The organism is Nonomuraea sp. NPDC049750, from assembly GCF_040659625.1.
In the GTDB taxonomy this organism is placed as follows: Bacteria; Actinomycetota; Actinomycetes; order Streptosporangiales; family Streptosporangiaceae; genus Nonomuraea.
On record NZ_JBFANB010000008.1, the window covers coordinates 279290 to 301284 of the forward strand.

Sequence of the window (21995 nt, forward strand, 5' to 3'; positions counted from 1 at the left end):
GGTTATGGGTTGCCGGCGGACCGGCTCAGGTCGGTGTGGTCAAGTGGCATGCCGCCGGCGATGGAGATCAGGTGCCGTTGCGCCGCCGTCAGCATGTCCCACATCGCTGCGGAGGCGGTGTCCGGATCACGGTCGCTCACGGCGGTCGCGATGCCCTGGTAGCGGTCCCGCGCATGTTCGTACGCGGCCCGCGGCGGGCTGGTGCTGAGGCTCATCCAGACGCGGTGTGCCTCGAACACCAGGCTGTCGACGATGGGGACGGCTCGCTTGTTGCCGGCGGCGAGGGCGATGTCATGGTGGATCTGCATGGCGAGCCGGACCTGGCGCTGCCAGTCCTGCTCGGCGACATATCCTGCGACGAGTTCCTCCAGGGCGTGCGCTTGGTGCTCCGTGGCCCGGTTGGCCGCGTCGGCCGCCAACCCCGGCTCCAGGAAAAGGCGCAGCCGGAACACCTCGACCAGGTCATCGAGGCCGACCGGGCGGACGACGTACCCGCGGCGGGGCATGACCTGCAGGAGCCCGTCTCCCACGAGCAGGCGCAGCGCCTCGCGCGCAGGCGTCTTCGAGACTTCGAAACGGCGCGCGACATCGGCTTCGAACACCAGGGCTCCGGGGGCGAGCCTGGCGAGAAGGATGTCGTCCCGCACCTGGTGGTAGACAGCGGCGACGAGAGAGTCGGCGAACTCGGCGACGTCTATGGACGGCATGAACCTAATATATCACTGGTTTTTCCTTGACACATCAGTAGCATAACACCTATATCCTGATAGTCCCTTGAACTGCTGATATGGAGAGATGTGGTGAAGGTCGTCATCGTCACCGGCGCCGCGTCGGGGATCGGCCGCGCGGTCGCCGCAGACCTTGCGAGCGACCACCGCGTCGTCGCCGTGGACTGGAACGCCTCCGCGCTCCGCGCCGCGACCCCACCCGCTGCCCAGGTCCTCACGACTGCTGATGTGACCGACGAGCAGCAGGTCCAGGACGTCGTGGATATGGCGGTCGCGGAGTTTGGCGGCGTCGACGGCCTCGTCCACTGCGCGGGGATCGAGGAGCCGGTGATGCCCGCGATCGACATGCCCGCCGAGGTGTTCCGGCGCACCGTCGAGGTCAACCTGTACGGCAGCTTTCTCGTCTGCCGCGCGGTCGCCGCCCACCTGCGATCTACCGGGAGACCGGGATCTCTCGTGCTGATAGGAAGCATCCTGTCCCAGGTCGCCTGGGGCGGAAACCTCGCCTATACGGCCAGCAAAGGAGGCGTCCTGCAGTTGGGCCGCGGTTTCGCCGTCGAGTTGGCCGGGTCCGGCATTCGCGTCAACGTGATCGGCCCAGGCATCGTCGCCACTCCGATGAGCCAGGCGACAATCGACGACCCGCAGCGTGCGCCGCGCATTCTCGAGCGGGTCCCGATCGGACGCTTCGCCGAGCCCGCGGAGGTCGCCGCCGTGGCAAGGTTCCTGCTCAGCGACGCCGCCTCGTACATCACTGGAACGTTCCTGCCGGTCGACGGCGGCTGGCTCTCCCTTTGACCCCGAGGAGACACCATGATCAAGGTCGTCTGGCTGCTCAAACGAGCGCCTCATCTCACACTCGAAGAATTCCGGCGGTGGTGGATCGAGGAGCACGCCCCTCTGGTCGCCGGCAAACAACAGCCACAACTCCGCAAATACCGCATCTCCGTGCGCGACAGCGACACCGACACGCTCGCCGGCGCACCGTCCGCTGACTGCGACTGGGACGGATACGCCGAGCAGTGGTTCGACAGCGAAGAAGCGTTCAACGAGGTCTACGGTCGCCATAGCGCGCATGAGACCCGGGATGACACCGACAAGCATGTGTCCAAGCTCGCCCGCATCTTCGTCACCGAGCATGCCTACGTCGAGCCGGGTTCGGTATGAGCGGGCAGGATCAGGCGAGTGCGGTGCTCTATGCCGATTCCGATGACGTGCCGTGGGACGAGACGGTCGATGTGGCCGTGGCCGGTAGCGGGGCCGCGGGCTGGAGCGCGGCGATCGCCGCAGCCTCGGCCGGCGCCTCCGTGGTGGTGTTGGAAAAGGCAGACGTCGCCGGTGGAACCACCGCGAAGGCGGGTGGGGTGTGCGACGGTGAGCGCGCCGGCACGTGGCTGTGGATCTGCGACAACCCCCTCATGGCCGCACGCGGCATCGAAGACCCGCGCGAGGACGCGATCCGCTACCTGGCCCGCCTCGCCCAGCCCTCCCTCTACCGGCCTGAAGCACCCCACCTCGGCCTGGACGCGGCCGACCACGAACTGCTGGAGGCGTTCTACGACCATGGGCGGCAGGTCGTGCGCGCTCTGGCGGACGACGGCGTCCTCGACTTCCTCATCGTCCCGGACGTCCTCGACTACTACAGCGATCTTCCTGAGAACGCGGCATCCCATGGCCGCACGCTCGGCTTTCGCGTCGCAGACGCCAAGGAGGGGATAGGCGCCGAACTCGTCCAGGCCCTGCAGGGCAAGGCGTTGGCGCTTGGAGTGACCTTACGGCTGCGCTGCGCCGTGCGCGCTGTGGTCGTTGATGACAACACCGGAGAAGTCGCCGGTGTGCTCGCCGGCGACCGGGCCGCCACCTCGAGACTGATCCGCACGCGAGGCGGCGTCGTCTTCGCCACCGGCGGTTTCGGCTCCAGCCCGCATCTGCGCCGGGAGTTCCTGCGTGGCCCCGTCGTCGCGAGCCTGTCCTGCGCCGGCAACGTCGGCGACTTCTTGCCGATCGCCTCCGGGTTGGGCGCCGCCATGGGCAACATGAACGAGGGCTGGCTGACTCCGGTCGTGCTCGACCACGCCCACGACCCGGCGAGCGGCGCGTTCCGACTGCCCGGCGACAGCATGCTCGTCGTCAACAGGCGCGGGCACCGTGTGGTCAACGAGAAAGCCACCTACAACGAGATGACCCGTGCTTTCTTCCACTGGGACGCCACCACGGCCGAATACCCCAACATCCCCCTCATCATGATCTACGACGAGTGGGTGGCGCGGCACTGCCGGCGGCTGCCCGGTGACGCCCCCGTCACGGAAGGCGGCGGCAATCCGATCCCCGTTCGAGGCCGAGACGACAAGCATGAATTGTCCGCGGCAACCCTCGACGATCTCGCCGACGAGATAGGCCGCCACCTCGACCAGTACTCCGGGTTGCTCGCCGGCGCCCGCCTCGCGCCGGATTTCCGCGCCGCGCTGCGCGCTACGATCGACGCCTTCAACACCGACGCCGCGGCAGGCCAGGACCGCGACTTCGGCCGGGGATCAAGCCGGGTACAACGCGCACGCAGCGGGCCCAGCCACCACTCCACCGGCGCCAATCCGACCATGCATCCCCTTGCCGCGACGGGTCCGTACCACGCCATCGTGCTCGTCCCGGGCGTCTTCGACACCAAGGGCGGACCCAAGATCGACAAGTACGGCCGGATCCGTACCCACGACGGAGGCGTCATCAACGGCCTGTACGGGGCCGGGAACTGCGTCGCCTCCCCCGCTGGACAGGGCTATTGGGGCGGCGGCGCCACCCTCGGATTGGCCGTCACCTTCGGCTACCTGGCCGGGCGGCACGCCGCGGGCCGCGGATAACGGGCCTGTCAGAGATTCCATCACCACTGTCACGACGACAAAGGAGACAGCATGCCTCGCATCGGCGACGGACAGCATGGGACCACCGGATTTCAACGGCTGCTCGGGCACAACGCCGCCATCCTTGCCGCCTGGGAGCACTTGGAGGAAATTCTGATCAGCAAGGGCACGCTCACCCCGCAGTTGAAGGAGCAAGTGCGGCGTGTGCTCGCGTTCGGCAACGGCTGTGAGTACTGCCAGGCGTGGGGGCGCGCCGCCGACTCGCATCCTGATCCCAAGGAATCGCTCGCGGTGGCGTTGGCCGAACTCATGCTGCAGGGGCCGCGCGACATCACCGATGCACAGTTCGACGTCCTGCGCTCGGAGTTCAGCGATGCCGAGATCAGCGAACTCCTCGCCTGGATCACCTTCATCACCGCCAGCCAGACGATCGGTGCCGTCCTCCAACTCAAGCCGGAACCGGGGCAGTCTCAGACGGCCCGTTGACACCTCGCCACGGTGTCCAGTGTCGACGTGAAGCACTACCGCTACTGGCAGCCCGGACAGGTTGGGATGATCGGCAGCCTGTCTCGCCTGGTCGGCGGAGCCGCTCAGCTGGCGAGCGTCGCCCTGACCTGCTCAAACAGCCTCCACCGCCAATGGCTGTCCAGTTGTTCCTCAACCCCGGACTTCCCGCTCCGGGCGACCTTGATCTTGCCGCAGGCTCCTAGCCGGGGCGCGCACAACGCCCACGTCCGGGCCGCGGTGAGCGCGTCCGAGCTCGTCGAAGGCGCCTCGCGACGAGGCGGGGGCTCGGCGCTGATTGCCATGATGCGTGACCGGCAGAGAGGAGTACACCCGTGACAGACGTGACGTCCTTCCTGCTCGAACGCCTGCACGCGGCCGGCCTGACCGACGTCGTCGCGGTGGAGCCGGCCACTGGAGGCCTCGCCGCGACGGCGGGGCTGGCGCGCCGCGGTGACGGCACGTCGGTGTTCGTCAAGGCGTTCGGCGAGCCGCCGTCGGACGACGCCTTCGCCGCGGAGGCCGAAGGGCTCACCGTGCTCCGCGAGGCGGGCGGCGTCGCCACGCCCGAGATCATCCTCGCGGACCGCGACCTGCTCGTGCTGTCCGTGCTGCAGCCCCGGCCGGGCACCGAGGCCTTCTGGGAGCAGCTCGCGCATGCGCTCGCCCACCTGCACACCACCACGCGATACCCCCGATTCGGGTGGCACCGGGACAACTGGCTGGGCCGTCGTCGGCAGGTCAATACCTGGGATGAGGACGGGTTCGAGTTCTTCGCCCAGCACCGTCTGCTGCGCTGGCTCGGCGAGCGTCGCGTCCAGGAGGCGCTCGACGCCGTGGACCGGGCGGCGCTGGAGCGGCTGTGCGAGCGGCTGCCCGAGCTGCTGCCGGTCAGGCCCGCGTGCCTGACGCACGGCGACCTGTGGGCGCTGAACGTCATGGCCACCCCCGACGGGCGGCCCGCGCTGATCGACCCGGCCGTGTCGTACACGTGGGCCGAGGTCGACCTGGCCCACCTGTGGACGACGGCGCCGCCCCCCGAGGCGCACGTGTTCTTCGAGGTGTACGCCGAGCTGACCGGGCTTGACCGCGACTGGCGCGAACGGATGCCGATCCTCCAGCTACGCCAGCACCTGGCCGTGATCGCCCAGTTCGAGCCCGACTGGGGCGCCGCCGACCTCGTGCGCGCCACGCTCGCCCCGTTCCGGCAGCGGCCCTGAGCTCAGCTCAGAGGATCACTGCCTTCGGACCGCTGTGGAGATGACCCGAACTGTGGCTCAAGGGTTGTCTGCTTCAGCCGCCCGGACATGGCTCAGCTGCGCTCTGGCCTCTGCGAGCGCCTCTGCCTCCCGAGTCCAGTCCCCGCCGTCGATGCTGAGCCCAACCATGTCGGCACCGGCCTCCGAGTAGGCGTGGAGGCGTTCCGCCACCTGCGCCGGGCTGCCGGTGACTGGCACGGCTTTCGCTTCCTCCGGCGCCATGCCGTGTACGTCCACCAGCACGCGGGTGAAGGATTCGATGGCAGCCGCATTGTCGACGAGGATCGCATGCCCTCCCACGGCGATCGACGGGACCGGTCGTCCGAGCTCATGGGCGATCTCGCGTAGTCGTATCACCTTCTCGCCCAGAGCCGCAGGGCTGATCAAGGAGGGTACCCAGCCGTCACCATGACGGACGGCGCGGCGCATCGCCGCCTCGGAGTTCCCGCCGATGAGGATGGGCGGGACCGGAGCGGCGGGGCCGAGGGTGACCTCCTCCTCGCCCAGCTTGGTTGCCTCACCACGAATAAGGCCAGGCAACGCTTGCAGCGCTTCATCGGCCCGGCGCCCCCGACCCTGAAGTGGCGCCCCGACCGCACGCCAGAACGGCGAGCCAGGGAAGCCTCCGATCCCGACGCCAAGGGTGACTCGGTTGCCTGACAGGTGCTGAAGTGTCTGTATCTGCGCAGCGATCCAAGCGGTTGGGCGCAGCGGGAGGCTGAGCACGCCGAACTCGAGTCCGATCCTGTCGGTCACGGTTGCGGCGGCTGCCAGAACAAGCATGGCGTCAAAGCTCGGCGTCCCATCTCCGACGATGAAATCGGCCATGCCGATCGAGTCATAGCCAAGGCCTTCAAGGCGTCGCGCCATCGCGATGTCAGGCACGCCGGCCTGTGTCATGGGCAAGGTGGTGCTGATCCGCATCATGATCCTCCTGGGCGTTCGGATCGGAATTGCAGACCACGCTAGGAGCTCAAGCAGGGTTGAGGTCAATGGCGCTGGTTGCCACATCCAGAGACCTGGAAGAACGCCAGAATCCTCGAATTGACCTCAGCCATAGTTGAGGTTCTACGGTCTTCATCAGCAAGCACCTCTCGAAAGGATCACTGTGATGACATCTGTTCCCGAGCGCTACCGGTACGCCGCTGTTCCGCACCTCATGGTGGACGGCGCCGCAGAGGCCATCCGGTTCTACGCTGAGGCATTCGGCGGCGAGGAGTTGTTCCGCATCGCCGACCCGGAAGGCCGGATCGCGCATGCCGAGGTCAGCATCAAAGGCTCGGTCATCATGGTTGGGGACGCGGATGGCCCTTTCAGCGCTCCCGATGCCGCGGGTGGCTCGGCAGTGGGTCTTCACGTCTATGTGGATGACGTGGACACGCTCAGCGCCCAGGCCGTACGCGCCGGCGCCGAGTTGCTCCAGCCTCCCACCGACATGTTTTACGGAGCGCGGTCGGCCATGCTGAGGGACCCATTCGGGCACCTGTGGGTCCTTCTAACCCACACCGAAGACCTCTCGCCGCAGGAGATCGCTCGCCGTGGAACCGAGCTGCTCAGGGGCGGCAGCCTGCTCCCCGGCTGAACTTCCTTGCTGGCAGGGAGCCGCCCATTCCGTTGGGCATGGGGTGACCCTGTCGCTCGAGTCCCATCGTCGGTTTGACGCCTTCCAGCCTGGGAAACGATCACAATTATCCTGGGAAGCGATCTTCCAACCCATCACTTCGTCCCAGGCCGGACACACTCGTGAGCACCCCTTCGTAAACCCTGGCCGGGAGGGACGCGGTCGAGGTCGGCAAGACCGAACTGCACGGATCTCTCGGCGAAGACCCGCTGGCGGCCGAACCCGCGGGCCCCTCGGAAGCGCCTGTCGGCTACGCCCGCGTCTCCACCCGCGGCCAACTCCTGGACCGCCAGATGACCGCCCTCACCGCGGCGGGCTGCATCCGCATCTTCGCCGACAAGGAGTCCGACAAGAACGCTGAGCGCGAGGAACTGTGGAAGGCGCTGGACTACCTCTGGCCCGGCGACACCCTCGTGGTGCCCTCGTTGGATCGACTGGGCCGCTCGCTGCAGGACCTTATCTCGATCGTAGCCGGCCTGCGCAAGCGCGGTGTCGGCTTCCGCTCACTACACGAGGCGGTGGACACCACCACCCCCGGCGGGCGGCTCGTCTTCCACGTCTTCGCCGCGTTGGCGGAGTTCACCCGCGAGCTCATCGTGGAGGGCACGCACGAGGGCCTGGCCGCCGCCCGCGCCCGCGGCCAGCGCCTGGGACGCCCGCCGGCGATGACGCCCGAGCAGATCCGTCACGCTCGCGACCTGCTTACCCGGGCCGGAAAACACCGTCTCCTCGATCGCCCGCCTGCTCGGCGTCAGCCGTTCCACGATCTACAAGTACGTTCCCGACCTCGCGACAGGCCGTCCTGCCGTCGAACCGCCAAGAGTGAGCGTCGAATTGCAACCAGGTAGCTGATATCCCAACTCAGGGCCTATTTGGCGGCTGGTGCCACGTTGGTTAGTTGCTCACCCAAGGTGAGAGGCGCATGGTCGCGAGTGCAAGTTTAATTCTGGACATGTATGATCCAGGATATGCGGATGAGTGAGGGTGTGGAATGGGCGCTGCACACGTGCCTGAACCTGGCATGGGTGGAGGAGGATCGCGCGGTGCCCACCTCGACGCTGGCCGCCTTCTACGAACTGCCGCCCGCCTACCTCAACAAGCAGTTGCAGGCGCTGGTGCGGGCGGGGATCCTCGCCTCCACGTCCGGGCCGCGGGGCGGCTTTCGGCTGGCGCGCGACCCCGGAAAGATCACGGTGCTGGATGTGGTGGCGGCGATCGAGGGCACGCGGGAGGCGTTCGAGTGCGCCGAGATCCTCCGGCGAGGCCCTGGGGGCGTACCCGGGATCGATTACCGGAAGACCTGCGTGATCTCCCAGACCATGCGCCAGGCGGAGCTGAACTGGCGGCGGGAGTTGGCCGGGCGGACCCTCGCCGATCTCAAATCGACGGTGGAGGAACGCTTCCCCGCCGTTCCCGGGCAGACCCGCCACGGGTTGACCAACACGCGCACCTGAAGACCGCCCTCTCCCCGGAGAGGGCTTTTCACAGGAGAAATTCTGGATGTTTCCTAGTCAGGTTAGGCATAAATCGCGGTCGCTCGACCGGACGTGGCCGGCGGTCCTGGCGGTGGCGCTCGGCATCTTCGCGCTGATGACGTCCGAACTGCTGCCCGTCGGCCTGCTCACACCGATCGGTTCGGACCTCTCAGTCTCCGACGGGGTGGCAGGGCTGATGCTGACCGTGCCCGGCCTGGTCGCCGCCGCGTCGGCCCCGGTCGTCACCGTTGTCGCCGCCAGGGTGGATCGGCGGGTCCTGCTGGCGGCACTGGTCGGCCTCATGGCGGCCGCCAACCTGGTCTGCGCCGCGGCACCGCACTTCGCGGTCCTGCTGGCGGCGCGCCTGGCCATCGGCGTGAGCGTCGGCGGCTTCTGGGCCATCGCGGGCGGTCTTGCGGTACGTCTGGTGCCCGCCCAGCACGTCCCCCGGGCCACAGCGATCGTGTTCGGCGGGGTCTCCACCGCCTCCGTCGCCGGTGTCCCGGCCGGAACGCTGATCGGCGACCTCGGCGGGTGGCGCACCGCGTTCGCCGTGGTCGGGATCCTCGGGCTCGTCGCGCTGGCCGCCCTGCTCCTCCTCGTGCCGCCGCTGCCGTCCCAGGGCGCGCTCTCCTTCCGGGAGCTGCCGGGGCTGCTGCGGCGCAACACCGGCGTGCGGATCGGCGTGCTCGTCACGTTCCTGCTGATCACCGGGCACTTCGCCGCGTACACCTTCGTCCGTCCGGTGCTGCGCGAGGCGGCCGGGGTGGACGACGCCCTCATCGGCGGCCTGCTGATGGCGTACGGCATCGCGGGCCTCGTGGGCAACTTCGCGGCCGGCTCGCGGGTGGCGGCGCACCTGCGCGGCACCCTCCTGGCGATCTGCGCCGGCCTCGCGGCCGTGACGGCGCTGTTCGCCCTGCTCGGCACCGATCCCGTGACCGCGTCCGCGCTGCTGGTGGCCTGGGGGCTGGTCTACGGCGGGGTGTCGGTGAGTCTGCAGACCTGGATGATGAAGGCGGCCCCTGGCGCGGGTGAGGCCGCCTCGTCCCTGTTCGTCGCCGCTTTCAACCTGTCCATCGCCTTGGGCGCCCTCGTCGGCGGCGCCACGGTCGACGGCCTCGCCGCCACCGGCGTCCTGTGGGTCGCCGGTTCCCTCGCGCTGGTCGCCGCCGCGACCGTCGCCACGTCCCGCAAGTCCCTCTGAGCACCCGAAAAGAGAGGTATCACCATGACGCACAGTATCGTCAACCCCTCCGAACTGCACGACCCGGTCGCCTTCGGCTACAGCCACGTCGTCCGCGCACCGGGAGGTCTGGTGTTCATCGCCGGCCAGTACGCCTCCGACGAGCAGGGGCACCTCACCTCTCCCGACTTCGGCGAGCAGGTCGAACGGTCCCTGACCAACCTGGGCACCGCCCTGGCCGCCATAGACCTCGGTTTCGCCGACGTCGTCCAGATCCGCACCCACATTGTCGATCACGACGCGGACAAACTGGCCGTGCTCCTGGAGCACATCGGCCGCATCTGGGGTTCCCACCCGCCCGCGCAGACCCTCACTGGCGTGGCCGCGCTCGCCCTCCCCGGGATGCTCTTCGAGATCGACGCCATCGCGGTCGCCCCGCCCCTCCAGCCCTGACACGATGAACCCGCCGCGCCGCCCCGGGGATCCCCGGGGCGGCGCGAGCACCCACGGCCTCACATCGGCACCGCGGTGCGTGCGGCAGCACGTCGCAATCGGCAGCACCGTCTGCGCGGAGCCGCCCTAGTTTCCACCCGGCCGAGGGGGTGCTGCTGTTCGAAGATCCCAGCGATCACCTCCAAGATTCCCGCGCTGGAGCGGCCAGCGTTCACCACGGTGGCCGCCGCCCGGCGACACCCTCACGGTGTTGGAGCTGTTCCGGCTCTGCCGCGACGTGGTCGACATCCACGCCGTCCGCGACTGGTTGTCAGGCCGCGGCGTGGTGCTGCGGGTCATGTCCGGTCCCCTGTCCAACTTCCACGACCTCGCAGCCAACGACGCGATGACCGCGCTGCTCATCAACGTCATCACCGCCGTCGGGCAGTTCCAGTGCGATCTGCAGAACGAGCTGACCGCCGAGGGGATCGCTGCGGCGGAAGCTGAAGGCCGCTACCGAGGCCGGCCTCCCGCGCTGACCGGTACCCGGCTCGCGGAGTTCCAGTTCTCCACGACCTGCAGGCCCTCGTGGATCTCCCGACGCAGCCCCTCGGAGGCGACGTATTGGCGTCCTGCTCGCCGGGTAGCCCCGGTGCAGCAATGCACCGGGGCTACCCGGCGAGCGGAGGGCCTAGAGGCTGACCCGGCCTCGCCGAGCCGTGCCATCACACCCCGTCCACAGCGCTGCCGCCGCCGCTGAGCACCAGCCGCTTGCCCACATCCAGCCGCACCTCCCCGTACGGCAGCACGTGCTGCCAGAACAACGGGGTCAACCCCCGTCGATCGGCCGGCGCGAGCAGATCCAACCACTCCTGATCAGCGAAAACGTCTTGCAGCATGAGGGTGTTGACGTAGACCAGGGCCGCTTGCAAGATCCGGAGACACAGCACGCTCATCTCCAGTTCCTCGCGCCGGTTGGTGGCGATGTCGCCGCCCTTGCCGTAGAAGATGACCGAATTTGCTCCGTTGGAGGCCTCCACCACGTTGAGCCCTTCCTGGATCTCGCGCTGGAGTTCCCGCAGGCGCAGGTAACGGGCGACGAAGATGGTCTTCTGCGCGCGGCCAACCTCCAGCATGGCCTGGTAGGTCGGGTGGGAGGCGGACTCGGTGAACCGGCGCAAGATCGCCTCGGTGGAGGCGGTGCCCTGCTTGATCGCGGTCGCATATTTGATCATCTGGTCGTAGTTCTGCTCGATCAGCTCCCACTTGATCGGCCGGGTCATCGCCGGCGTCAGCCGCGGGTACAGCTCGCTCTCGCCGCTCTCGACGCGGTACAGCTTGACCTTGTTGATCTGCTTGATGCGTGGCAGCAGGTCGAAGCCCAGCAGCCGGGTCACGCCGAACCCGATCTCCGTCTGGCCATGGGAGTCCACATAGTTGCCCTCGACCTTCATCGTGGTGCCATGCCGGACCGCGCCCTCGATCATCGCGTGCACCTCCGAGGCCGAGGCGCGCAAGGTCTGGGAGTGCACCACCATGGACCCGCGCTCGATGTGCCAGTAGATGAGGATGCCGCGGCCGCCGTAGCGCGAGTGCCACTCGGTGAAAATGTTCTGGTCGTAGGCGCGCACGTGCGTGGAGTCGGAGGCGACGGTGGTCGTCCCCTCGCCCCACAGCTCCACCTCCCGGGCGCTGAAGGTGGCGTCAGCGATGGCGATCGCGATATCGGTGGCGATCTGCGGGGTCAGATAGCGGCGCCGCACGTAGCGGATGTCGTCCTCGCTGTGAGCGTGGCCACCGGAGGCGACCGCCCGGATCCCGGTGTTGGTGCCGTACCCGAAGATCGCCAGCATCAGCCGTTCCGCCAGAACCTCAGGCTTGAGGCTGGAACCGCCCGCCACCGAGGTGACGGCCTTCAGGCAGCCGGTGCGCAGCACCGCCTCCTTGAGCATGTCGATCAGCGGAACCGACCCCCACCGCCGGCTCACCTCCTTCTTGATCTTGCGCAGGTTCCGCGGCTCCTCCGCCGGGCCGATCTTCGTCAGCTTGATCGCCCCGGACTTACGCTCGGAAATAGCCACCCAGTCCAGCTTCGGCAGCGCGGTGTCAAGCGCCTCCAGCTCGGCGCGCATCTCGGCCTTCAACTCGGCGATGAACTCCCGGGGGTCCAGCGGTTTGCGCAGCTCGGCGTAGTTCTCCACGCGGCGGGCGGCGAAATCCTTGGGCAGGTCCTCCTCCGGGTCGCGGAAGGAGTGGGCGCCGACCACCCAGATCTCTTTGCACCGCAGCGCGTCGCGCAGCGCCTGGAAGGTGACGATCTCATACACCATCCGCACCACCCACCGACGCCCGCGCTTGTCGTTCTTGAACACCAGGTCCTCCCACTCACCAGCGGTGCCGCGGTGCTCGGGCGCCACCTCGCCGCGCGGGTAGTAGGTGGTGTTACCGGCCTTGGCGTAGCGGCGGATCAACTTCATTGCCTCGATCACCGGCTGGAAGGCGGTGTTGTTGCTCTTGAACTCCAGGGTGTCCAGCAGCGCGATCAGGCCACGCCGGTAGTGGTTGGTGTAGGAGGCGCGCAACGTGGTCTGCACCGTGGTCTGGTAGGCCGGGCCCTTGGTCTTGAACTCATGCACCAGCTCCCGCAGCGTCTGCTCGCCGCCGCTGACGGCCGGGAAGATGACCGCGCGAACCGGATCGTCAGGCTGGCCGAGCGCGGCGTCGGCGACCTTGAACAGGATGTTCTCCTTCCCGGTCACCCGCTTGAACGCGTTGATCAGCTCCTTGGTCACCTTGCTGTCGGCCCGCGCCTTGATCCGATGCACGGTGGCGATCAGCAGTTCCACCAGCGTGTCGGTGATTTCCCGCTCCCGCTCGTGGATCAGCGCCGCCAGCAGCAAGACGGTCAGCTCGCGCCGGTGCGTGCGCATGTGCGAGGACGCCTCCACCGCCGCCCGGGCACGCCAGGACGCCATCACCTTCGGCGCCACATCGGCGAACAACCCGGGCGGCAGCACGATCGCGCGCACCGCCGCCAGTTTGCGGATCTCGGTCATCATCGACTCCAGGCTCACGTTGCCCGGCGCGGACTTGATGAACGCCAGCACATCGAAGTCGTCGTCCTCGGGCGTCTCGCCTGTGGGCTCCTGGTCAGCGCCGGCCGCTTCGGTCACCGCGCGGCTGACATCGTCCAGGCCGACCAGCGCGCCGATGCGCTGCGTGCTCTCGGGACTCAGCCGGGAGGTGATCCGCATCGACCAGGTCACTTCGGCGTTGTGCAGGGCCGAAGCCACGATCCGGGAGATCCGACCCGGCGTCGGCGGTTCGATCCGCTCCTCGCGTAGATGCTTGAGCAGTTCCTCCCGGACCCGCTCGGGCCGCCGCTCGGCGTGCGCAACGTGCTCGGCCAGCCACACCGCCAGCTTCGTCGCATCCGCCGTGGTGCAGGTACGAAAGCCCAGATGCGTACGAATCTGGCTGCGGTGGTACTCAATCGTGGAGCCGGACCACTCATAGAAGCCGAACTCCGACGCAGGCACCTGGACCTGCTTGGCCACGTGCTCGACCACGTCGTCCGGCAGCTCCGAGCGACCACGCGGGAACCGGCCATGCTGCGTATAGAACTTCAGCAAGATCGCGAAGCCAAGTCGAGTAGCGTCGCGCTTTCCGGCGATGAGGCTGCGCTCTTCGTCCAGGATCGTCCAGTACTCGACCAGCTCGTCGATGTGTATCGGGGGGTGTTCCATGGCCGCCAGCATTGACCAGGCACGTCACAACAAGATCAACGCCGTTTGGGGCTCACGACAAGCTTCTTACCGGCACCCCTCCTTCCGGCCTAGCGTACGAACGTACTAGTTCGTACATTTGATGGAACTGGAGGAGAGTGAGAGCGGATGAGCTCCTATCTGATCGGCCTGATCGGCGCCGGGATCGGCCCGTCGTTCAGCCCCGCGCTGCACGAGCGCGAAGCCGACGCGCACGGCGTGCGCTATGTCTACCGGCTGCTCGACATCGGCGAGCTGGGGCTGGGGGCCGACGCCGTGGGTGAGCTGGTCCGTACGGCGCGGCGGCTCGGGTACGACGGCCTCAACATCACCCACCCGTGCAAGCAGACCGTGATCCCTTTCCTGGACGAGCTGTCTCCGGACGCGGCGATGCTCGGCGCGGTCAACACCGTCGTGTTCGAGGGGCGGCGGGCCGTGGGGCACAACACCGACTGGGCCGGGTTCGCGGAGTCGTTCGCCCGGGGGCTGCCCGACGCGCCGACCCGGCGGGTGGTGCAGCTGGGCGCGGGCGGGGCGGGGGCCGCGGTGGCGCACGCCCTGCTGACACTCGGCGCCGATCAGGTCGTACTGGTCGACGCCGCCGAAAGCCGGGCGGCCTCGCTCGCCGCCGACCTGGCCGGCCGGTTCGGGCCGGACCGGATCCGCACCGCGGCCCAGGCCGAGCTGGGCGGGCTGCTCGCGACGGCGGACGGGCTGGTGCACGCGACCCCCACCGGGATGGCGCAGCACCCCGGGCTGCCGCTCCCCGCTGAACTGCTGCGGCCGGAGCTGTGGGTGGCCGACATCGTCTACCGGCCCCTGGAGACCGAGCTGCTGCGCAGGGCCAGGGCGCTCGGCTGCCGGACCATGCACGGCGGCGGCATGGTGGTCTTCCAGGCCGCGCACGCTTTCCGCCTGTTCACGGGCCGCGAGCCCGACGCCGAACGGATGCTCACACACCTCACCGACCTGATCGACGCCTGACCGGGAGGTCCCCTCATGCGCAAGTCCATCGCCACCGTCTCGGTCAGCGGGACGCTGGCGGAGAAGCTGGCCGCCATCTCCGCCGCGGGCTTCGACGGCGTGGAGATCTTCGAGAACGACCTCCTCGTCTCCCCGCTGAGCCCGGAGGAGGTGCGCGCCAGGGCCGCGGATCTGGGTCTCGGTATCGACCTGTACCAGCCGTTCCGCGACTTCGAGGCGGTGCCCGGCGACGTACTGGCCCGCAACCTGCGCCGGGCCGAGCGCAAGTTCGAGCTGATGGAACGCCTCGGCGCCACCACGCTGCTGGTCTGCTCCAGCGTGTCGCCCGACGCGGCCGACGACGACGAGCTGGCCGCCGAGCAGCTGCGCCTGCTCGCCGAACGCGCCGCCGGACACGGCATCAGGATCGCCTACGAGGCGCTGGCCTGGGGCCGGCACGTCAACGAATATCTGCACGCCTGGCGGATCGTACGCATGGCCGGCCACTCGAATCTCGGCGCCTGCCTCGACAGCTTCCACATCCTGTCGCGCGGCTCCGACCCGATCGGCATCGAGGCGATCCCGGGCGACCGGGTGTTCTTCCTGCAGCTGGCCGACGCGCCGCTGCTGGCGATGGACGTGCTGCAGTGGAGCAGGCACTACCGGTGCTTCCCCGGCCAGGGCACTTTCGACCTGGCCGGACTGGTGTGTCATGTGCTGGACGCCGGGTACGCCGGGCCGCTGTCGCTGGAGGTGTTCAACGACGGCTTCCGGCAGGCCGACGCCGGCCGGACGGCCCTGGACGCCATGCGGTCGCTCATCGCCCTGGAGGAGGCCACGGCCCTGCGACGCGGCGTGACCCCGCCGATCCCGTCCACGGTCAGCCCAGCTCCCGTCAGCCTGGCTCCGGTCGTCCCGTCTCCGCTAGTCCCGCCTCCGGTCATCCCGTCCGGCTTCGCGTTCGCCGAGTTGTCTGTCCCTCCCGCCGACCTGTATGGGGGATCCGCCGCCCTGTATGGGGGATCCGGCGAGCTGTCTGGGGCGTCCGGCGAGCTGGCCGGACCGGGGGAGTCGCGTGGGCAGTCCGGTCATGCGTACGAGGTGGGCGGGCTGCTGGCGGCTCTCGGGTTCGTCCGCACCGGAACACATGCCCACAAGCCGGTCGAACTCTGGGAACAGGGAGAGGCCCGGATCCTGCTCAACGCCACCGGCGACGGACCCGCGCTCGCGGCGATCGGGCTGGAGAGCCCGGACCCCGCTGGTTCCGTGCGGCGCGCCGAGTCGCTGCTGTCACCGGTCCTGCCCCGCCACCGCGCCCCTCGGGACGCCAGGCTGGACGCGATCGCCGCACCGGACGGGACCGAGCTCTTCTTCTGCCGCACCGGACACCCCGACCATTCCAGCTGGACCGACGACTTCGAGCCCCGCGCGGAGGGTGAACCGGCGGCCGGAGGCATCACCCACATCGACCACGTGGCGCTCACCCAGCCCAGGCACCACTTCGACGAGGCCGCACTGTTCTACCGCACCGTCCTCGGCCTGCGCCCCCAGGAGAGCCTGGAGGTCCCCGACCCCTACGGCCTGCTGCGCAGCAAGGCGATGTCCACGGCGGACGGCGCCGTACGGATGGTGCTCAACATCAACCAGGTCGGCGCCCAGCACATCCCCTGGCAGCACATCGCCCTGGCCTGCGACGACATCGTGGCCACCGCCCGCAGGCTGCGCGCCCTACACCCCGACCTGCTGCTCGCCGTCCCCGCCAACTACTACGACGACCTCGCCGCCCGCTACGACGTGCCACCCGAGCTGCGGGAGCTCGGCCTGCTGTACGACAGGGACGAGCAGGGGGAGTTCCTCCACCTGTACACGATCACGGCCGGGCGGGTGTTCTTCGAGCTCGTCCAGCGCGTCGGCGGCTATCAGGGGTACGGCGCCGCCAACGCGCCCGTCCGCCTGGCCGCCCAGCACGCCCGGGAAGGACACGCCTCGCAAGGAGAGCCGTCATCTAGGATGAACGCGACCCCCGTCGGCCCGACCGTGGAGCCCCATGACCTCGCAGCCACTCGCTCGCGCCGCCGGTGAACGTCAGCGTGACGCCGACCGGACCAAGGCGGAGATCCTTCAGGTCGCGCAGCGGGAGTTCGCGCGGCACGGGTACGCCGGCGCCAGGGTGGACGAGATCGCCGAGCGGACGCGCACCACCAAGCGCATGATCTACTACTATTTCGGCGGCAAGGAGCAGCTCTACATCGCGGTCCTGGAGAAGGCGTACACCGAGGTGCGGGCCGCCGAGCGGACCGTCGACGTGGCGCACCTGGCGCCGGTGGAGGCCATCCGCACGCTGGCGGAGCTGACGTTCGACCACCACGACGCGCACCGTGACTTCATCAAACTGGTCGGCATCGAGAACATCCACGAGGCCGAGCACATCCGCAAGTCCGAGGTGCTGGCCAATCTGGGCGCGCCCGTGCTCGACATCATCTCCCGCATCCTCGACGCGGGGCAGGAGTCCGGCGACTTCGTCACCGAGGCCGATGCCATAGACGTGCACATGATGATCAGCGCGTTCTGCTTCTTCCGGGTCGCCAACCAGCACACGTTCGGGGCGTTGTTCGGCCGCGACATGACCGCGCCGGAGCACCGCGCCCGGCTGCGCACGATGGTCGGCGAGCTGACCGTCGCCTACCTCCGGGGCGCCGGCGCCCCCGCTTAGTGCCGCCCACCCGTGTAGCGCCAGCGCCCCGTGTAGGGCCGCCCACCTGCGGCCGGACGGCCGCACCTGATCCCGGCAGCTTGGGAGAGGGTTTGTTTGCCCTATAATGTACGAACCAGTGAGTTATTCATAGAGCTATTCTCGCCCGGGCTGGAGCTCCCGTCTTCAGGCGAGATGGTTGAGGTCCGCGTGTGAGAGCCCTCTGGGGTGTGAGCGCGCGGCGATCGGAACTGCTTGCGATGTCTCAATCACGCTTACGCGGCATGGGCTGCTGCGTAAGCAGCGCGGGAATCCTCACCTCTTCAGGACGAGGAGCACGTCAAGGGGAGATGTTCAGCACCTGGGTACGGGTGTCCGGGATGGCGATCGGCACACAGCTCGGATTCGCCATCGCCGGGCTCGCATCCACGCTCGCCTCGGCGGTGGCCGATACGGGCCCGGACAACTGGCTGGGCGTCTCACAACTCACCGCGGTGCTGTGCCTGATCAACGTTGCCGCTGTGGCACTCCGCGAGAGACGTACCGAATCCCCATTACCGGATCGGCGTCAAGCCCGCCACAGCGAGGGCGACGTGAGTGGCGGACGCAGCGAGGGTGGCGGTTAGTTCCGCCTCTACGCCATTGAGTACGCGCGGCGCGGCGCCCTGCGCGGTGAGCACTTCCACGGCCACGACGTTTGGGCGGGTGGGCAGCACCCGACGGCGTACTACACGTGGCTGGCCGTCTGCGACCGGCACACCGTCATGGTCGACACCGGCATCAGCCGCGCCCGCGCCGCCCGAATCGACGGTCTCGACTACCTGGCCGCACCCGCGGAGACGACGGCCGAGTTGGGCGTGCGCGCCGACGCGGTCGGCCATGTGGTGCTCATGCACCTGCACACGACCACGCCGGTACGGCTCGCGGGTTCGGCGCCGTCCGGTACGTTTCTGCAGCGCGCCGAGCTCGACTGAGCGGCCGGGTCGCCGTGAGCCCAGGCGGAGGAACCTGCGCGATCATCCGCGGGAGCACCCGCATGGCTCACAGGCCGAGGTAGATGCGTCGGACCTGGGGATCGACCCGTAGGGCGGCCGAGGTGCCGGTGGCCGCGATCTCCCCGTTCTCCATGACCAGGCAGGCGGAGGTGACATCGAAGGTGAGCTTGGCGTTCTGCTCGACCAGCAGGATGCTCAGCCCGTCGGCGTTCAGCCTCTTCAGCCCGGTCACGATCTCCTCGACCAGGATCGGCGACAGTCCCATAGACGGCTCGTCGAGCAGCATCACCCGGGGTCGGCACATGAGCGCGCGGCCGATCGCCAGCATCTGCTGCTGACCCCCGGACAGCGCCCCGGCCAGGCGGTGCCGCATCTCGCCGAGCACCGGGAACAGGTCGTAGACCTCACCGATCGGCGTCCGCTTCCAGTTGCCGGTGTATGCGCCCAGCAGCAGGTTCTTCTCCACGGAGAGCCCCGGGAACACGTGCCGCCCCTCGGGGACATACCCGATGCCGTGGCGGACCAGGGTGTGCGCGGGCGCCCGCAGCAGGTCGTGCGCGCCGAAGGCGATGCGCCTGGCCTGCCGGGGCGCCAGGCCCATGACGGCCTTGAGCGTGGAGGTCTTGCCAGCCCCGTTGGCGCCGATGATGCCCAGCGACTGACCCGGCTCCACCGTGAAGCTCACGTCGCGGGCGGCCCGCACCCCGCCGTAGTGCACCGACAGTCCTTCGACGATCAGCGTGCTCATCTGGTGGCCTCCTCGGCAGCGGACCCGGCATCAGACTCGGCGGCGGACTCGGCATCGGAGCCGGCGGCGGACTCGGCGGCGGTCCGGGACGGCGCGGACATCGAGTCGCCCAGGTAGGCCGCGACCACGTCCGGCTGGACGGCGACGTCCGCGGGCGCGCCGTCGGCGATGACCTTTCCGCCGGACAGTACGGTGACCCGGTCGCACAGCGACATGACCAGGCCCATGTTGTGCTCGATCACCACGACCGTCACGCCGGAGTCCCGGATCGAGCGGACGATCTCGGCGAGCTGCCGTACCTCCTCGCCGTTGAGCCCGGCCGCCGGCTCGTCGAGCAGCAGCAGCGCGGGCGTCATCGCCATCGCGCGGGCCATCTCGATCCGCCGCTGGATCCCATACGGCAGGGCGCGCGGCGCCGCGTCGGCGAAGTCCCGCAGCCCGAACCGGTCGATCAGCTCATCGGCCCGCACCCGCAGCGCCCGCTCGAACCCGAGCACGCTCCAGGGCAGCACGAGGTATCGCCAGACCCAGCGCGTCCGCGTGCGATCCAGGCCGACCAGGATGTTCTCCCGGACGGTGAGGTCGCCGAACAGCCGCAGGTTCTGGAACGTGCGGGCCACCCCCAGCTGCGACAGCCGGTACGGAGCCGCGCCGGTGACCTCCCGCTCCCGGAAGAGGACCCGGCCGGAGGTCGGCGTGTAGAAGCCGCTCACGACGTTGAACAGCGTCGTCTTGCCCGACCCGTTGGGCCCCACGACGCCGCGGATCTCGCCGGCCGTGATCGTGAGCGACACCTGGTCGAGCGCGGTCAGCCCCTTGAACCGCATGGTCACCCCGTCGACCTCCAGCAGATCCGCGCCCGAGCCCGCGTCCGCGCCTACTCGGTCATCGGTCCGTTCGTGCGCCTGCTCGTCCGCCCGGCCGTCCCCCAAGCCATCCGCGCGGTCGTACGGCTGGAAGGCGCCCAGTGCGGCTCTCGCCCCGGCGGCCCGGCGGCGCCGGAGCCGGGCGGGCAGTCCGGCCAGCCCGGTGGGGGCGAAGACCACCACGAGGACGACCACGCTGCCGTACCCGAGCTGGGCGTAGGCCGACACGTCCAGCAGCGCCTCCCGGACCAGCGACAGCGCCACCGCCCCGACGACGCAGCCGAGGATGCTCCGCCGCCCGCCGATGATCACCATGGCCAGCAGGAGGAACATGTTGGCGATGCTGAACGTCTCCGGCGCCACGAAGCGGATGAGCCCGGCGTACAGCACCCCGGCGATCCCGCCGTACAGGCCGGACAGCACGAAGGCGGTCATGCGCAGCAGCGGGATCTCCGCGCCGAGCGCGCCGGCGGCCAGGTCGTCGTCGCGCATGGCGCGCAGCCGGCGGCCGAGCGGCGAGTGGGTCACGAACAGCGCGAACGCCAGCGCGAGCGCGAACACCACCAGTTCGACGTAGTAGAAGAGGTACTCACTGGACAGGTCCACCCCGAACAGCGGTGGCACCGGGATGTCGCTGATGCCCTCGGCCCGCCCGGCGATGGTCGCGTTGGTGATCCAGTTGACGAAGGCCAGCGCCAGCCCGAGCGTGACGATGCCCAGATAGTGCGACTGCATCCGCAGCGCGGGCAGGCCCACCAGCAGCCCGACGAGGACGGCGGCCAGCAGGGCCAGCGCGGCGGCGGTCCAGAAGCCGAGCCCGGCCCGGGTGGTGAGGATGGCGACGGCGTAGGCGCCGACGCCGAAGAAGGCGATCTGCGCCAGGTTGATCTGCCCGGCCACGCCCATGGCCAGCCCGAGCCCGATGCCGAGGACCGCGAAGATGATCGCCACGTCGACGACGTGGATCGCGTAGCCGCCCAGCCCGTACGGCAGCAGCCAGGCCGCCACGGCGGCGGCGATGAGAGGGATCAGCCGTTTCACGCTCGGTTCACCGTCGTCTCTCCGAAGATGCCGGTGGGGCGGACCATCACGATGGCGGCGAAGACCAGGAACGTCACCAGCTCGGAGTACTCCTGGAAATGGCCGGCCGCGAAGGAGTCGAGCAGCCCGAACGCCATGCCGCCGGCGATCGCGCCCCGCATGCTGCCGAAGCCGCCGAAGATCGCGGCGGCGAAGCCCTTGATGCCCAGCGAGCCGCCCATCGTGGGGTTGACGTAGAGCATCGGCCCGATGAGGCCGCCGGCCAGCGCCGCCAGGCCCGCGCCGATGGCGAAGGCCACGGCGTTGCTGCGGCCGACGTGGATGCCGACGGCGGTGGCCGCCTCGTGGTCCATCGCGACCGCCTGCATGGCCGCGCCGCGCTTGGTGCGCTGCAGGAACAGCCCCAGCAGGACCGTGGCCGCCGCCGCCACGGCGATGACCAGCAGGCTGTAGGTCGGGATCTTGATCCCGGCGACGTCCAGCGGCGCGGTCGCCACCGGCGACGGAACGGCATGGCCGGTCGCGCCGAACACCCGGATCGCCCCGGCTTCCAGCACGGTACCGAAGCCGATCGTGCCGATCAGCATGAGGTCGAAGTCCTTGTTCTCCAGCGGGCGCAGCACCCGCTCGATGACCAGGCCGATCAGCGCGGTCACGGCGATGGCCACCGCGACCGCGACGGGGAAGGGCAGCTTGGCGAACATGTACAGGTTGGACGCGGCGTAGGCGCCGATCATCACCACGTTGCCGTGGGCGAAGTTCACCAGGCCCATGGTGCGGTAGACGATCGAGAAGCCCATGGCGACCAGCGCGTACACCGCGCCGAACGTGACGCCGCCGATGAGGGTCTGCAGAAAGACCTGCAC

General features: G+C 69.1%; 21 protein-coding genes and 2 pseudogenes. 17 read left to right on the forward strand and 6 right to left on the reverse strand.

Features of this window, described 5'->3' with window-relative positions; all coding sequences use genetic code 11:
* Nucleotides 1-2: 2 nt before the first annotated feature.
* The gene (locus AB0J16_RS23365; RefSeq protein WP_358542849.1) at nucleotides 3-707 is read right to left on the reverse strand and encodes a GntR family transcriptional regulator; all 705 of its coding nucleotides are present in this window, start codon (nucleotides 705-707) and stop codon (nucleotides 3-5) included.
* Between the two features lie 93 nt (nucleotides 708-800).
* Here AB0J16_RS23365 and AB0J16_RS23370 point away from each other — a divergent pair, with 93 nt between their 5' ends.
* The 5 genes from AB0J16_RS23370 to AB0J16_RS23390 all read left to right on the forward strand — a co-directional run bounded on the left by AB0J16_RS23370 (nucleotide 801) and on the right by AB0J16_RS23390 (nucleotide 5307).
* Nucleotides 801-1526: an SDR family oxidoreductase gene (locus AB0J16_RS23370; RefSeq protein WP_358542852.1), complete on the forward strand. Its 726-nt coding sequence runs from the start codon at nucleotides 801-803 to the stop codon at nucleotides 1524-1526.
* Between the two features lie 15 nt (nucleotides 1527-1541).
* Nucleotides 1542-1895, forward strand: coding sequence for an EthD domain-containing protein (locus AB0J16_RS23375; protein ID WP_358542855.1), 354 nt, complete (start codon nucleotides 1542-1544; stop codon nucleotides 1893-1895).
* Nucleotides 1892-3583: an FAD-dependent oxidoreductase gene (locus AB0J16_RS23380; protein ID WP_358542858.1), complete on the forward strand. Its 1692-nt coding sequence runs from the start codon at nucleotides 1892-1894 to the stop codon at nucleotides 3581-3583. The genes AB0J16_RS23375 and AB0J16_RS23380 overlap by 4 nt, the downstream gene beginning before the upstream one ends.
* A gap of 51 nt (nucleotides 3584-3634) precedes the next feature.
* Complete coding sequence (locus AB0J16_RS23385; RefSeq protein WP_358542860.1) at nucleotides 3635-4069, forward strand: hypothetical protein; 435 nt, start codon at nucleotides 3635-3637, stop codon at nucleotides 4067-4069.
* A gap of 353 nt (nucleotides 4070-4422) precedes the next feature.
* Nucleotides 4423-5307 (forward strand): fructosamine kinase family protein, encoded by an 885-nt coding sequence (locus AB0J16_RS23390; protein WP_358542862.1) that lies wholly within the window; start codon nucleotides 4423-4425, stop codon nucleotides 5305-5307.
* Between the two features lie 57 nt (nucleotides 5308-5364).
* Here the strand turns inward: AB0J16_RS23390 and AB0J16_RS23395 are convergent, their stop codons facing one another.
* Complete coding sequence (locus tag AB0J16_RS23395) at nucleotides 5365-6273, reverse strand: LLM class flavin-dependent oxidoreductase (protein WP_358542865.1); 909 nt, start codon at nucleotides 6271-6273, stop codon at nucleotides 5365-5367.
* Nucleotides 6274-6457: 184 nt separating this feature from the next.
* Here AB0J16_RS23395 and AB0J16_RS23400 point away from each other — a divergent pair, with 184 nt between their 5' ends.
* The 7 genes and pseudogenes from AB0J16_RS23400 to AB0J16_RS23430 all read left to right on the forward strand — a co-directional run.
* Nucleotides 6458-6928, forward strand: coding sequence for a VOC family protein (locus AB0J16_RS23400; RefSeq protein WP_358542867.1), 471 nt, complete (start codon nucleotides 6458-6460; stop codon nucleotides 6926-6928).
* Nucleotides 6929-7260: 332 nt separating this feature from the next.
* Nucleotides 7261-7551, forward strand: a pseudogene (locus tag AB0J16_RS23405) (recombinase family protein); the annotation flags it as partial.
* Between the two features lie 157 nt (nucleotides 7552-7708).
* Nucleotides 7709-7819: a hypothetical protein gene (locus AB0J16_RS23410; RefSeq protein WP_358448574.1), complete on the forward strand. Its 111-nt coding sequence runs from the start codon at nucleotides 7709-7711 to the stop codon at nucleotides 7817-7819.
* Nucleotides 7820-7941: 122 nt separating this feature from the next.
* The gene (locus AB0J16_RS23415) at nucleotides 7942-8421 is read left to right on the forward strand and encodes an Rrf2 family transcriptional regulator (protein ID WP_358448563.1); all 480 of its coding nucleotides are present in this window, start codon (nucleotides 7942-7944) and stop codon (nucleotides 8419-8421) included.
* A gap of 46 nt (nucleotides 8422-8467) precedes the next feature.
* Nucleotides 8468-9649: an MFS transporter gene (locus AB0J16_RS23420; protein WP_358542870.1), complete on the forward strand. Its 1182-nt coding sequence runs from the start codon at nucleotides 8468-8470 to the stop codon at nucleotides 9647-9649.
* A 24-nt stretch (nucleotides 9650-9673) separates the two neighbouring features.
* Nucleotides 9674-10081: a RidA family protein gene (locus AB0J16_RS23425; RefSeq protein ID WP_358448566.1), complete on the forward strand. Its 408-nt coding sequence runs from the start codon at nucleotides 9674-9676 to the stop codon at nucleotides 10079-10081.
* 241 nt (nucleotides 10082-10322) lie between these two features.
* Nucleotides 10323-10820: pseudogene (locus AB0J16_RS23430) on the forward strand (recombinase family protein); the annotation flags it as partial.
* Here AB0J16_RS23430 and AB0J16_RS23435 read toward each other — a convergent pair.
* The gene (locus AB0J16_RS23435) at nucleotides 10786-13806 is read right to left on the reverse strand and encodes a Tn3 family transposase (protein ID WP_358542872.1); all 3021 of its coding nucleotides are present in this window, start codon (nucleotides 13804-13806) and stop codon (nucleotides 10786-10788) included. The pseudogene AB0J16_RS23430 and the gene AB0J16_RS23435 sit on opposite strands and share 35 nt — an antisense overlap.
* A gap of 147 nt (nucleotides 13807-13953) precedes the next feature.
* Between AB0J16_RS23435 and AB0J16_RS23440 the strand changes: the two genes are divergently transcribed.
* From AB0J16_RS23440 to AB0J16_RS23460, 5 genes are all read left to right on the forward strand, one after another.
* Entirely contained in the window at nucleotides 13954-14808 is an 855-nt protein-coding gene (locus AB0J16_RS23440) for a shikimate dehydrogenase (RefSeq protein ID WP_358542874.1), read from the forward strand.
* 15 nt (nucleotides 14809-14823) lie between these two features.
* Complete coding sequence (locus tag AB0J16_RS23445) at nucleotides 14824-16869, forward strand: TIM barrel protein (protein WP_358542877.1); 2046 nt, start codon at nucleotides 14824-14826, stop codon at nucleotides 16867-16869.
* A complete protein-coding gene (locus AB0J16_RS23450; RefSeq protein WP_357953133.1) occupies nucleotides 16835-17500 on the forward strand; it encodes a TetR/AcrR family transcriptional regulator in 666 nt (221 codons plus the stop codon). Before AB0J16_RS23445 ends, AB0J16_RS23450 begins: the two co-directional genes overlap by 35 nt.
* Nucleotides 17501-17829: 329 nt before the next feature.
* A complete protein-coding gene (locus AB0J16_RS23455) occupies nucleotides 17830-18105 on the forward strand; it encodes a hypothetical protein (RefSeq protein ID WP_358542880.1) in 276 nt (91 codons plus the stop codon).
* Between the two features lie 138 nt (nucleotides 18106-18243).
* Nucleotides 18244-18453, forward strand: a complete 210-nt coding sequence (locus tag AB0J16_RS23460) for a hypothetical protein (RefSeq protein WP_358542882.1) — start codon at nucleotides 18244-18246, stop codon at nucleotides 18451-18453.
* Nucleotides 18454-18520: 67 nt separating this feature from the next.
* Here AB0J16_RS23460 and AB0J16_RS23465 read toward each other — a convergent pair whose 3' ends face one another.
* Genes AB0J16_RS23465 through AB0J16_RS23475 form a run of 3 tightly spaced genes read right to left on the reverse strand, consistent with a single transcriptional unit; the run spans nucleotide 18521 to nucleotide 21995 of the window.
* Nucleotides 18521-19222: an ABC transporter ATP-binding protein gene (locus AB0J16_RS23465; protein WP_358542884.1), complete on the reverse strand. Its 702-nt coding sequence runs from the start codon at nucleotides 19220-19222 to the stop codon at nucleotides 18521-18523.
* Complete coding sequence (locus AB0J16_RS23470; protein WP_358542886.1) at nucleotides 19219-21129, reverse strand: branched-chain amino acid ABC transporter ATP-binding protein/permease; 1911 nt, start codon at nucleotides 21127-21129, stop codon at nucleotides 19219-19221. Before AB0J16_RS23470 ends, AB0J16_RS23465 begins: the two co-directional genes overlap by 4 nt.
* Nucleotides 21126-21995, reverse strand: coding sequence for a branched-chain amino acid ABC transporter permease (locus AB0J16_RS23475; RefSeq protein ID WP_358542888.1), 870 nt, complete (start codon nucleotides 21993-21995; stop codon nucleotides 21126-21128). The genes AB0J16_RS23470 and AB0J16_RS23475 overlap by 4 nt, the downstream gene beginning before the upstream one ends.

What these genes read in the sequence shown, in the direction of transcription:
- AB0J16_RS23440 (WP_358542874.1), top strand. Translation starts at nt 13,954, where the DNA reads ATGAGCTCCTATCTGATCGGCCTGATCGGCGCCGGGATCGGCCCGTCG.
- AB0J16_RS23425 (WP_358448566.1), top strand. Translation starts at nt 9,674, where the DNA reads ATGACGCACAGTATCGTCAACCCCTCCGAACTGCACGACCCGGTCGCC.
- AB0J16_RS23445 (WP_358542877.1), top strand. Translation starts at nt 14,824, where the DNA reads ATGCGCAAGTCCATCGCCACCGTCTCGGTCAGCGGGACGCTGGCGGAG.
- AB0J16_RS23415 (WP_358448563.1), top strand. Translation starts at nt 7,942, where the DNA reads ATGAGTGAGGGTGTGGAATGGGCGCTGCACACGTGCCTGAACCTGGCA.
- AB0J16_RS23450 (WP_357953133.1), top strand. Translation starts at nt 16,835, where the DNA reads ATGACCTCGCAGCCACTCGCTCGCGCCGCCGGTGAACGTCAGCGTGAC.
- AB0J16_RS23400 (WP_358542867.1), top strand. Translation starts at nt 6,458, where the DNA reads ATGACATCTGTTCCCGAGCGCTACCGGTACGCCGCTGTTCCGCACCTC.
- AB0J16_RS23420 (WP_358542870.1), top strand. Translation starts at nt 8,468, where the DNA reads ATGTTTCCTAGTCAGGTTAGGCATAAATCGCGGTCGCTCGACCGGACG.
- AB0J16_RS23385 (WP_358542860.1), top strand. Translation starts at nt 3,635, where the DNA reads ATGCCTCGCATCGGCGACGGACAGCATGGGACCACCGGATTTCAACGG.
- AB0J16_RS23465 (WP_358542884.1), bottom strand. Translation starts at nt 19,222, where the DNA reads ATGAGCACGCTGATCGTCGAAGGACTGTCGGTGCACTACGGCGGGGTG.
- AB0J16_RS23460 (WP_358542882.1), top strand. Translation starts at nt 18,244, where the DNA reads ATGGTCGACACCGGCATCAGCCGCGCCCGCGCCGCCCGAATCGACGGT.
- AB0J16_RS23435 (WP_358542872.1), bottom strand. Translation starts at nt 13,806, where the DNA reads ATGGAACACCCCCCGATACACATCGACGAGCTGGTCGAGTACTGGACG.
- AB0J16_RS23395 (WP_358542865.1), bottom strand. Translation starts at nt 6,273, where the DNA reads ATGATGCGGATCAGCACCACCTTGCCCATGACACAGGCCGGCGTGCCT.
- AB0J16_RS23455 (WP_358542880.1), top strand. Translation starts at nt 17,830, where the DNA reads ATGTTCAGCACCTGGGTACGGGTGTCCGGGATGGCGATCGGCACACAG.
- AB0J16_RS23365 (WP_358542849.1), bottom strand. Translation starts at nt 707, where the DNA reads ATGCCGTCCATAGACGTCGCCGAGTTCGCCGACTCTCTCGTCGCCGCT.
- AB0J16_RS23380 (WP_358542858.1), top strand. Translation starts at nt 1,892, where the DNA reads ATGAGCGGGCAGGATCAGGCGAGTGCGGTGCTCTATGCCGATTCCGAT.
- AB0J16_RS23375 (WP_358542855.1), top strand. Translation starts at nt 1,542, where the DNA reads ATGATCAAGGTCGTCTGGCTGCTCAAACGAGCGCCTCATCTCACACTC.